11 protein-coding genes are annotated in these 11,859 nt (G+C 52.6%); all 11 read left to right on the forward strand.

What is annotated here, in order from left to right:
* Positions 1 to 537: alkaline phosphatase (locus B3F49_RS00065; RefSeq protein ID WP_293908443.1), on the forward strand; the 537-nt coding region annotated here is incomplete at its 5' end.
* Positions 538 to 604: 67 nt separating this feature from the next.
* The gene (locus tag B3F49_RS00070; RefSeq protein ID WP_293908444.1) at positions 605 to 1,747 is read left to right on the forward strand and encodes a YibE/F family protein; all 1,143 of its coding nucleotides are present in this window, start codon (positions 605 to 607) and stop codon (positions 1,745 to 1,747) included.
* A 74-nt stretch (positions 1,748 to 1,821) separates the two neighbouring features.
* Entirely contained in the window at positions 1,822 to 2,880 is a 1,059-nt protein-coding gene (locus B3F49_RS00075; protein WP_293908445.1) for an ROK family transcriptional regulator, read from the forward strand.
* Positions 2,881 to 2,882: 2 nt separating this feature from the next.
* Positions 2,883 to 3,929, forward strand: coding sequence for an ABC transporter permease (locus tag B3F49_RS00080; protein WP_293893253.1), 1,047 nt, complete (start codon positions 2,883 to 2,885; stop codon positions 3,927 to 3,929).
* Positions 3,922 to 4,815 (forward strand): ABC transporter permease, encoded by an 894-nt coding sequence (locus tag B3F49_RS00085; protein ID WP_293893256.1) that lies wholly within the window; start codon positions 3,922 to 3,924, stop codon positions 4,813 to 4,815. The genes B3F49_RS00080 and B3F49_RS00085 overlap by 8 nt, the downstream gene beginning before the upstream one ends.
* Before the next feature lie 18 nt (positions 4,816 to 4,833).
* Positions 4,834 to 5,838, forward strand: coding sequence for an ABC transporter ATP-binding protein (locus B3F49_RS00090; protein ID WP_293893259.1), 1,005 nt, complete (start codon positions 4,834 to 4,836; stop codon positions 5,836 to 5,838).
* Complete coding sequence (locus B3F49_RS00095; RefSeq protein ID WP_293893262.1) at positions 5,825 to 6,787, forward strand: ABC transporter ATP-binding protein; 963 nt, start codon at positions 5,825 to 5,827, stop codon at positions 6,785 to 6,787. The genes B3F49_RS00090 and B3F49_RS00095 overlap by 14 nt, the downstream gene beginning before the upstream one ends.
* Positions 6,784 to 6,999, forward strand: coding sequence for a hypothetical protein (locus B3F49_RS00100; RefSeq protein WP_293893265.1), 216 nt, complete (start codon positions 6,784 to 6,786; stop codon positions 6,997 to 6,999). Before B3F49_RS00095 ends, B3F49_RS00100 begins: the two co-directional genes overlap by 4 nt.
* 1 nt (position 7,000) lies before the next feature.
* Positions 7,001 to 8,743: an ABC transporter substrate-binding protein gene (locus B3F49_RS00105; protein WP_293893268.1), complete on the forward strand. Its 1,743-nt coding sequence runs from the start codon at positions 7,001 to 7,003 to the stop codon at positions 8,741 to 8,743.
* Between the two features lie 73 nt (positions 8,744 to 8,816).
* Entirely contained in the window at positions 8,817 to 10,790 is a 1,974-nt protein-coding gene (locus tag B3F49_RS00110; protein ID WP_293893270.1) for a family 20 glycosylhydrolase, read from the forward strand.
* Positions 10,791 to 10,792: 2 nt separating this feature from the next.
* Positions 10,793 to 11,859, forward strand: a 1,067-nt coding sequence (locus B3F49_RS00115) for a family 20 glycosylhydrolase (protein ID WP_349681271.1), incomplete at its 3' end; no start/stop codon positions are given.

Genomic DNA, 11,859 nt, shown 5'->3' on the forward strand with positions numbered 1-11,859 from the left:
TTGATCGTTGTCACCGGAGACCACGAGACCGGCGGCATGACCATCGGCTATGCCGGTACTGGTTACAATACCGCCTTGGACATCCTGTACAACCAGAAGCTTTCCTACGTCGCCTTTGATGAGAAGTTCTCCAAGCTGCAGCAAGCGAATCCCACTATGGGATTCAACCAGGCGCTCGCTCTGGTTGAAGCTGATTTTGGTCTGGTCGCCCCCGGCAAGAGCACTGCAAACAAGGCCTTGGTCCTCTCCGATCTTGAATACGCAAAGCTGGAAGCAGCCTTCAAGCAGGCGATGCTTCCCGCAAAACAGCGCGATGGCAGCGACCAAGCCTACCTGCTGTATGGTGGATACAATCCGTTCTCTGTCACACTGACCCATATTCTCAACAACAAGGCAGGTATCGGTTGGACCAGTTACTCCCACACCGGAACCCCGGTCGGCGTATACGCATACGGCAGCGGCAGCGAGCTCTTCAGTGGTTCATACGACAACACCGAAGTCTATGACAAGCTGAAGCAGCTGACCGGCGTTGTATAACCAAGACAAGAACCTATTCTCCTCCTCTCCCTCCAACCGGGGGGAGAGTTTTGTAAAGGAACCTGTGATGAAAATAACGTTGGCCGTTCGTGAACATATTCTGATTGTTGGATTGCTCATTCTTGCTCTTATCTTGTTTGTAATCCCCACCGGTTTTGAACGGGAACTTTACAGCAACGCCTTGGGAACAAAAGCCCGCGTCGTTGCAGTGAACAACTCCAATCTCTTCAAGAAAGGGGTCGTGAACATGGGAGAACAGGTGGTCACCGTCCGCCTGCTCTCATCTCCCTATAAGCAGAAGGAAATCGATGCTGTCAACTTGCTGGGAGGCAAGATGGAATTCGATACCGTCTATCAGGAAGGCGATTTGGCCTGGGTGTTGGTGGAGCGGGCTGAAGACGGAGAAATCATCTTTGCCAACATGGTAAGCCTCTACCGTGTTTCCAAGGAGCTGCAGCTGCTTGGACTCTTCGCCCTGCTGCTCGTGTTGGTCTCAGGAAGGAAAGGGCTGCGGACCCTGCTCTCCTTCACCCTTGCCTTCCTCTTGATCTGGAAGATTCTTATTCCGCTCTGCCTGAAAGGGTATGAGCCGATATTCGTCGCCCTGCTGGTAGGGGCGGTCTTGACCGTCTCCTGTCTGCTTCTGGTTGCCGGCCTCACCAGAAAAGCCTACTGCGCCATTGCAAGCTCCTTGCTGTGCTCGCTGGTCACCTGCCTGCTTGCCATGGTCGGCACCTCATACTTTTCCATCCATGGGGCGGTGATGAGCTGGTCGGAATCCCTGTTGTTTGCCGGGTTCGAGCAGGTCAATCTGACCAAGCTGCTGCAAGCGGCCATCTACCTTTCCTGCAGCGGTGCCATACTCGATTTGGCCATCGACATCAGTGCAGCCTTGGACGAGGTGCATCTGCATAATCCACAAGTAACACGCAGACAGCTGTTTGCCAGCGGCATGCACATCGGCCAATCGGTGGTGGGCAGTCAAACCACCACCTTGCTGCTTGCCTATCTCGGCAGCTACCTGACCATCATGATGGTGTACATGGCCCAAGGAACCCCGCTGATGAGCATTCTCAACTCCCAAAGCGTGGCTTCAGAAATCCTGCACACCCTTATCGGCTGTATAGGATTGGTGTTGGTAAGTCCTCTGACTTCAATGGTTTGTTCCTATGCGTACACCCAGAAACATGCAAGCGAGAAAGTTTCATAAAAAAACAATTGACAGAAGTAAAAATGTGCTTCAGAATTAATTCATAGTTTGAACGAATTAATTTAGAGAGGCTTATGAACAAATCTCAGGAACGTTACCAAAACATGTTCGCTCTCTTTCAGACCCTGCGATTGGAAGGCACCCTCACTCAGGCTGAACTCAAGGAAAAGCTTCATGTACAAGCTTCAACAATATCGTATCTGGTCAACGACCTGAAAAGGGAAGGGCTGTTGCAACCTTCTTCCCAGGAGAACAGCGCTGCAAAAGGCAAAGTCGGCAAACCCGGCCAATACCTTGAGATTGCCAATGAGCGTGCATATTTTCTCGGTCTGTACTTGGAAGAAACCTTCATCGATTTGCATGTAATCGGGCTTGCAGACCAAGAAATCCACTTCCAGCATATTCCTTTGGAAAATCCTACCCCCCAAGAGTTGACGCAAAAGATCATCTTGATCATCGACCACTTCACCAACGTGTATGAGAATATCAAAGGGGTGGGTATCGCCGTCAAGTCGGTGGTGGACAATGAAGGGAACCTCTCCTCGTTCAAACGTACGATCGTCGATCGAGAAGTACCGAAAATTTGGAAAGTGGAAGGTTTTACCGCATCCATCCGATCTGCGTTTCCCAACCTGCACGTAGTAGTTGAGAATGATGCAAACTGTGCCGCTGTGTACTACCAGACTGCCAGCAAGCAGGAAAAGGCCTCCTCCATGGTCTTCATCATCAACGAAAAACCCTTCGGCATCGGAAGCGGCATCATCATTGATGGGAAATTGTTCAAAGGTTGCAACGGTGCAAGCGGTGAAATTTTCTTTTCCGATCGTCATATCCAGAATCTGGTTGAACAGAATGCACTGTATCAAGACCCGGTTCAGCTTATGGGACTCTTGGAGGAATCAATTCTGAAAGCTCTCTATCTCATCGACCCGCAGTTTGTATGCCTGACAGGCGGGTTGCTCAGTGACCTGAGCAACGAGAGCATCCTTCAGATCAAAGCCATCTTCAAGGATTGCCCCTATCCAATCGAAGTAATTTCACAAGAGCACCTCTCCCTGCCTGCCAAAGGAGTGGTTCTCTTGGTCGCCGATACCTACATCTCCACCGTACTGAGTGGAATCGACAGGAGATGACCATGAAACAGGAAACATTGCGGTACGTCGGAGGAAGAATCTTCAAGGTTGTATTCACCGTCTGGGTGGTGACAACCCTGATTTTCTTCCTGATCCGGCTCATGCCGTCCAACCCGATCGAACAGTACATCCAGAACCTGGTTGTCCAGTACGGTATGAGCTACGAAGAGGCGAATGCCCGTGCCAAGGCCCTGTTTTCCATCGATTTGGACAAAGGCCTGCTGATCCAATATTTCGATTACCTCAAAGCTGCTGTACAGCTGGACTTCGGCACCTCGTTTCTCTCCCCCGGTGTTCAAGTCTCCACGATCATAGCAAGCCGTCTGCCTTGGACCTTGTTCACTGTCGGTACAGGCCTCATCCTCTCCTTTTTGGTAGGCATAGTCTTGGGAGCCATTTCCGCCTATCGGCGCAACAGCTGGTACGAACCGATCATCTCTGGTTTGAGTTCATTCCTCAGTGCCATTCCCGACTTCCTCATTGCCATTTTTGTCATACTCATTTTTGGCGTCTTCACCTATGGAGGGACAAAAAGCATCGTACCCATCTTCCAGATGAGGGGTAATTTTGATGCCGGCGTCACCGCAGGCTTCAATTGGCCGTTCATAAAGAGCGTTTTGGAGCATGGCTTCGGTCCCATCCTGACGTATTTCCTCTCACAGATCGGCATCTGGGTCATCCTCATGAAGGGAAGCACCACCGGCTGCTTGAACGCCGACTATGCTGTCATCGCCCGGGCTCGGGGGCTCTCCAACCGCACCATCCTTACCTCCTACATCGGACGCAATGCAATGCTGCCCATCGCCACCGAGTTTGCGATGCGCCTGGGCTTCATCATCGGGGGCTCGCTCATCATCGAGCAGCTGTTCGTATACCAAGGAATCGGTCTGGAGTTGCTCAAGGCAACCACCAACAGGGACTATCCATTGATGCAGGGCATCTTCTTGGTCATGACGATTGCCATCGTGCTTGCAAACCTTTTGGCAGAATTGGTATACAGCGTGCTTGACCCCAGGATTCGAGTGAAAGGAGGGGCTTCCCATGCCTGATGATCTACAAGCCTTGGCAAAAAAACATACCACCACCAAGTGGAGCAGAACCTTCCGAAACCTGCGTTCAGCCTTGTTCGGCGATCCCATCGGAACCTTGGGTTTCATACTTCTGATGGCAATCATCCTGATGTCTGCGATCGGGCCCATCTGGTTCCCGCTTGATACCATCTCCGATCCGACAAAACTGCTCATGCCTCCCTCTTCCGAGCACATTTTGGGAACCGACCACCTGGGAAGGGATGTTTGGGCGCAGATTGTCAGCGGCGGCAGGGAACTGTTGGTCATGTCGTTCATGACCGCAAGCATTGCAGTAGTGCTGGGTATAACGCTGGGCTCCCTCTCGGCTTTGGTCGGTGGAAAATTTGATGAGATGTTGCTCTTCTTTGCAGATGTCTGGCTCACCATTCCCCGCTTTCCGTTGTTGGTGGTCCTCTCGGGCTTCTTCACCCTGAATGCAACCACCCTTGCCATCGTGCTGGCAATTCTTTCCTGGGCAGGGCTCTACCGAACCGTCCGGGCTGAAGTTCTGTCGTTGAGAAACCGGGACTTCGTCGAGGCGGCATTCATGCTCGACATGGGAAAGGTGCACATCATATTCAAGGAAGTGCTGCCGAACATGATGGGTTTCGTAGTCGCAAACTTCACGTTGCTCATGCGGGCTGCCATCTACTCGCAAGTCGGGTTGGTCTTTCTTGGCTTGCTCCCCTTGGACCAGAACTGGGGAGTCATGATCAATGTGGCCTGGAACCAGGGGGTCATCTACAACCCCGATGCTATTTGGTTCCTGCTTGCTCCGACCATCGTCATCTGTTTGTTGATTCTCTCCTTGGTGTGGATCTCCCGCTCGATGGAAGAGTTCTTCAACCCTGCCCTGCAAAAGTAAGTAAGAGGAGAAGCCTGCATGCAGAGACCACCACTGTTGGACATACAGAATATTTCGATTCACTATCGCACCAAGCGGGGCAGCCTTGAAGCAGTGCACCAAGCAAGCTTCTCGATCGACCACCAGACTTCGGTAGCCGTGATCGGCGAGTCAGGATGCGGTAAAACCACGTTGGCAACCTCCATTGTACAGATGCTCAGCCGCAACGCTTCGATTGTCGAAGGCTCGATTTGGTTCGCTCCCGAGGGACAGAAGAGCATTGATTTGACAAAGCTGAACGAGAACCAGATGCGCCCTCTTCGATGGAACAACATTGTCATGATGTTCCAGGCTTCGCAGAGCTCTTTCAACCCCGTTGCCAAGATTTATACCCAGTTCCTCGATACGGCGAAAGCCCATGAGAATCCCTATGAACCTGAGAAGGTGCTTGCACGTGCGAAAAAGTTGCTTGAGTTGGTTTATCTGGACAGTGAAACAGTGCTGAATGCCTATCCGCATGAACTGTCCGGCGGCATGAAGCAGCGTACCTTGATAGCGCTCTCCCTGCTGCTTGATCCGCAGTTGGTCATCCTTGATGAGCCGACCACGGCACTGGACCTCATCACCCAGAAGAAAATCCTGAGACTGTTGAACGAGCTTCGCTCATCGCAGGGTTTCAGCATGATGTTCATCACCCATGACCTGGGAATCGTGACCCAGCTTTCGGATCGGGTGGTAACCATGTATGCAGGGACGGTGGTGGAGAACTCTCCGACCAAGGCATTTTTTTCAGATCCAAAACATCCGTACAGCAAGGGGTTGCTGAAGGCGATTCCCAGCCTCGATGCCTCGTTTGAACAACTGTATTCCATCCCGGGTTCTACACCTGACTTGGTGGAGAAGATGCAAGGTTGCTTGTTTGCACCGCGCTGTGAACTCTGCCACCAGCGGTGCAAAATCGAGGTGCCCCGCCTCAAGCAGGTAGGACCTGACCGTTGGGCGGCCTGTCATGCACTCAAGGAGGCACCCAATGGCACTCATTGAAATCAAGGATTTGGAGAAGTCCTTCCACAATCGCAAGACCGGTGATGTTCAAATTCTCCGCGGTATTGATCTCAGCCTTGATGCTTCCCAGACCATCTGCGTCGTAGGGGAGTCGGGGTGCGGAAAGACCACCTTGGGGAAGATTCTGGCGGGGTTGCAAAGTTACAGCGCTGGGTCGTTCCGTTACAACGGCAAGGAAGTTTCAAAACTGGACAAGAAGGATTGGAAAACGTTCCGAACCGATGTGCAGATGATTCATCAAAATCCCTACGAATCACTCAATCCGACACAGATGGTCTTTGATATGATCGCGGCCCCGCTGAAGCGGCATAAGAAGGCTGGTGATTTCGCCTCCTTGTACAGCCAGGTGGTCCACCTGTTGGAGATGGTCGGCCTTACTCCGGTGGATGACTTCATTGACAAGTATCCGGCAAACCTTTCGGGAGGACAGCGCCAGCGGGTGAGCATTGCACGGGTACTCTCCATGAATCCGAAGTTCATCGTAGTTGACGAAGCCACCAGCATGATTGATACCTCGATGCGGATCAGCTTGTTGCAGACCTTGAAAGAAATCCAGCAGAAAATGGGGGTGGCCTATCTGTATATCACCCACGACCTTGCCTTGGGCCGATACTTCGCCTGGGGCCAGCGATTGGCGGTGATGTACCTTGGTCAGGTTGTGGAGATGGGACCTGCCGAACAGGTGCTCGGCAATCCCCATCACCCCTATACCAAGGCAATCCTGGCTGCCGGAAAAATTGATGAGGTTGATGCGTATGAACTCAAAGGTGTTGAGATTCCCTCATTCAGGCATATCCCCCCAGGTTGCAGTCTCTCCCCGCGCTGCCCCGAGGCTATTGCAGGCTTGTGTGAACGCATCACTCCGAATCTACGGCCGATTGACGACTCTTGGCAGGTTTCCTGTCATTTGTATCAGGAGCAGTCATGAAAAAAGGATGGAGTTACCTGATGCTGGGCTTCGGCATTTTCTCTCTGATTCTGTCCATCTGGATGCTTCCCCTTCAGATGACAGGCAGTACCGAGCGCACTATCACCTATGTGAACTTGGTGATTGCAGTGATCCTGATGGTAATAAGTTTACTCTTCTCCGTGAAGGAGAGACGTAATAAGAAAGACTCATACGACGAAAAAGGAGTTTGATATGAGAAAGAGAAGACTAGGTTTTGTACTTGCTATGTGTTTGCTCATTGTAGTGAGCCTCGGTGCAGCAGGAAACGTTGAACCGACCGCCCCTGCTCCTCAAGGACCTCAGCTGGCACCGACGTTCGCCGGAGGTTGGCCGTATTCCATCCCTCCGACCGGGCATTTCAACATGTTCGTAGCCAATGCCATCGAGCTCAAATTCTGGAGAGAGATGCATCAACTGCCCTTGGCTCTGTACCTCAATGCTACCGGGGAGTATACCCCCATGCTGGCAACCGACTGGAACATCGACGATGCTTCAACTGTCATGACGGTGAACTTGCGCAGCGATGCCAAGTGGCTTACCGGCGAGAAGGTGACAGCCAAGGATGTCTGGACCACCTTCTATGTCTATCGCCTGGTAGGCAACCCTGCATGGACGTACATAAGCGATGTGACGGTTGTTTCGGACACACAGGTGAAATTCGGCATCAAGAGCGCCACTCCGTTGTTTATCCGCAATGTGCTGCGCAAGCCCATTGTCGATACCCTGACGTATGGAAGCTATGCAGAGAAGACCGCCGAGCTGGTCAAGAAGGGTCTCGATTCCACCAGCCAGGAGTGGAAGAACCTTGTTGCAGACTTCAACTCCTTCCGCCCCACCTTGGTGAACTCCAGTGGTCCGTACTACATCGATCCTGCCAAGGTGAGCCAGGCAAGCATTGAGATGCCGCTCAACCCCAACTCCTTCCTTGCTGACAAGGTCAAGTTCAAGACCTTGACCATTTACAACGGTGATGTTCCCGATCTTACCCCGCTGGTACTCAGCGGCAAGATCGACTACCTGACCCACGTCTTCCCGGCCTCATCGATGCAGGCTTTCGAGCGGGCGGGATACACGTTTGTCCAACTTCCCGGCGTCGATGGTCTTGCCATCTACTTCAACCATGCCCTCGCCCCCCTCGGTGATGTCCGCGTTCGCCAAGCCATCGCCCATGTCATCGACCGCAACCGCATCGGACAACTTGCTCTTCCCGGAGTATCGGTCGGAGTCAAGTATGCGACCGGCCTTGGTGACAGCGTAACTGAATCCTGGGTCGATGTCAGCAAGCTCAACACCTATCCGGTCGATTTCGCCAAGGCGGAAGCCCTGCTCAAGGAAGCAGGATTGAGCAAGCGCAACAATGTGTGGTACCTGGCAAACGGCAGACCCTTTGAACTGGCTTTGCAGTGCCCCAGCGGATGGGCCGATGCCTCAACAGCAGCTACGGAAGCCGCCCAGCAGTTGACTGCATTCGGCATCAAGACGACATTCCACGGAATTGAATCCACCCAGAGAACCCCGAACATCAACAGTGGCAAGTTTGAGTTGGCCATGTCGTTCTTCGGAACCGGTCAACCGCATCCGATGTACGCCTACGAAGGACCTCTGTTGGCAAGCAACACCGGGGCCGCCGGGGTGGGAATTTCATTTCCGATGGTGCAGAAGACTTCCTTGGGCGAGGTGAACTTCAATACCTTGATCCAAGACTCCGTCAAGGGTTGGGATGTCGATCAGCAGAAGAAAATCATCAGCAAACTCGCCATCGCGTTCAGCGAGACCTTGCCGGTGCTTCCTCTCTACTCCAAGCAGGCCCGAAACTTGACCAGCAATGGCCTGAGGACCATCTGGGAAGGGCCTGAGAACCTGTACCTCAACTCCGCCGGTGATGACAACTTTGTCGTCTACCAGTTGTTGCATGGGATGATCAAGGCAAAATAAACGAATCGAAACGGATCCGGGCCGATGTAACCTATCGGCCCGGTCCAATTTCCTCTACCGGAGATATCCAATCATGTATTTCATTCCCCATCCCAAGCACATCTCTGTTGTTTCACCAGGATTCTGTCATGCAGAGCGTGGCTTCTGCATTGCATCGCTTGATGCTTCCCTCCAGCCTCTTGCTACAGCAATGCTTTCGCCTATCAACAACGATGGCATTCCCATCCGCATTGAGCGAAAGCCTGTCCCGGTACCCGATACCTTTGCTCATCACGACCTGCTGGCCAGAGAAGCGTATCGGCTTACCATCAAAGCCGATGAGGTCATCATCGATGGTATCTCGCCCGCCTCTGTTCGCAATGCCTTTGCCACCCTCGAGCAGCTTGCAAGGCAGACAGACGGGCTGCTTCCGCTCACCCTCATTGAGGACTATCCATCGATTCCCTACCGGGGGGTCATGCTTGATGTCTCCCGAGGAAAAATTCCCAATCGAAAAAAAATGGAGGAAGTGATCCGTTTGCTCGCCTCCTATAAATACAATGTTCTGCAACTCTACATGGAAGACTGCTACATACTGCAATCCCATCCTTTGCTCTCTCGTTCCAACGGCTACTACACCAAGGAGGAGGTGGCGTATCTGGATGCCTATTGCAAGCAGTACGGCATTGAGCTCCAGCCAAATATACAATGCCTCTCCCATGCCCACGGGCTTCTGAGAAACCCCGGTTACCATACCCTTGCCGAGTCGGAAGTCTCCTTGTTCAGCTTTGCCGCAGGCAAGCCTGAAATCTATGACCTTTTCTCCGATATTTTCCATGAAGTGCTTCCCTGGTTTACGTCCAAGACCTTGAATCTGAATCTGGATGAAGCGTATGACCTGGGGACCGGATACAGCAAACAGGCAGTAAAGCAGAAGGGCGGGCGCGAAGTCTTCAAAGAGCACATCCAAAGAATTGCCTCCGTCGCCCGCAAAGCGGGAGCCGTCAAGCTCCAACTCTGGGGCGATTGCTTGAACAAGTATCCAAACCTTCAGGACGAATTGGATGATGACTTGGTGTTCATCGACTGGAACTACAATCCTTTGGAGAAATTCCCTTCCTTGGACAATCACGATGCAAGCAAACGCCCCTTCTGGCTGGCACCGGGTACCAGCAGCTGGAATGCACTCTTCCCCCGAACCCAGCAGGCTGATGCTAACATACGAAACTACATCAAGGAGGGTTTTGCCAGACAGGTGCAAGGCGTACTGGTCACCCATTGGGGTGATTACGGCCATCATCAACCGATATCCTTCAGCTATCACGGCTTTGTACGGGGGGCCGAGCACGCCTACAATGGTGCAGTCACCCAAGAAAAAGAGCTGGACGCGGCCTTGCATGCTCTTTTCTTCGCCGATGCCCACCAAAGCAAGGCATATTCGCTTCTTGGTGCGATCAACACCCTGCCATCGGCTACCACAGCGTTCAAGACCCAGATTTTCTACGCCTTTTTCGACGACCTGTTCAAAGGCCTGTCCTTGGTCGGCGACGATGCCTACCCCTCTATTTCGAAAGAGACGTTTGCCTCTGTCGAGAGCCTTGCCCGAGAGGCTCTCAACCAACTGGGACAGAGTAGGGATGACTCTGTGTTCCAAGAGGAGCTGCTGCATGCAGCAAGGTGTCTCTCCTTCACCGGGCGAAAAGGGCAATTGAGTCATGCCATCAGGCAGTCTTTCCTGGAAAGGGCAGTCACCGAAGACCAGATTTTAAGCTGGATTCTCGACATCAAGGAGCTGTATCGCGTCTTTCTATCTTTGAGAAACGAATTTGTACGGCTGTGGAAAAATGAGGCGGTGGAGATTGGCTCGGAAGGTGCCGTCTACGCATTTGACAAGGCTGCCAGCCGGTACGCCGAGGCAGTCATCTGGCTCAACAGTCAGCGCCTTGCCCTGCACCAAGGACTTGCACTGGACTACTGGATGGAAACATACAAGGCCCACGAGGGGTATACCACCCTGTGGACCGGCAACTGCACGAACCTATGGGACCGTGCCTATCCTTGGAGGTAATCATGTACACATTGTTTCCCGTTCCCAAGCAGATGACCTATGGGACGAAAACCACCTGTTTGAACTACAAGAGCCTCACGGTCTATACCAACTGCCCCCTGCATATACACTATGTCCTGAAGACCCTCAGCATCGAGACTTTGGATGTGGTCACACTTGGCCACACCGAGGGTGAGTCATTCTTTATTCGATTCGGCTCGGTTTTGGATGCAATCCCCCCCGAGCATGATCAAGGCTTCATCCTTGCCATCGAAGAGGATTCCCTTCACCTCTGTTCCCAAACCGAACAGGGGTTGTTCTATGGATGCCTGGCTTATCAGCAACTAGCCCGTCAGGCAAACGAGGACGGGTCCCTCCTGGACGTGGAGATAGTCGATTGGCCGGTTCTTGAAAACCGCGGCCTCATGCTCGATATCAGTCGGGGCAGGGTATATACGCTGGACTATCTGAAACAACTGGTATCGAAGCTTGCCATGCTGAGGATCAATGTGCTGCAGCTTTACATCGAGCACACCTTTGCCTTCTCGTTTCTTGAAGATGTGCATCAAGGCGCCGATCCGATTACCGCAGAGGAAATCCGGCAGCTTGACCAGTGGTGCAAGGAACACTACATCGAGCTGCAGGCGAACCTGCAGTCCTTCGGGCACTGCAATCGCCTTCTCACCACCAAAGGCTACCGGCACCTGCGCGAGAGCGACCTGTACTGGACGCTCTCTCCCGCTGTTGAAGAGACGTACACGTTGCTGGATAGGATGTATGCAGAGTTTCTGCCCAATTTCAGTTCCTCCGTGTTGAACATCGATTCTGATGAAACCTACGACCTGGGCGCTGGCAAGAGTGATGCCATGGTGGAGAGAGAGGGCAAGGGTGAAGTATACCTGGCTCATCTGCTCAGGCTGCGGGAGTTGGCAGCCAAGCAGGGAAAGACCTTGATGGTTTTCGGTGATGTGATTTTGCATCACCCTGAACTGCTGGAGCACATTCCACGAGACATCGTCTTCCTTGATTGGATCTATGACCCGCATGATGAGTATCCGACACCAAAGAAGTTTGCCGCTTCCAACAGGAC

This window comes from Sphaerochaeta sp. UBA5836 (genome assembly GCF_002432845.1).
GTDB lineage: Bacteria > Spirochaetota > Spirochaetia > Sphaerochaetales > Sphaerochaetaceae > Sphaerochaeta.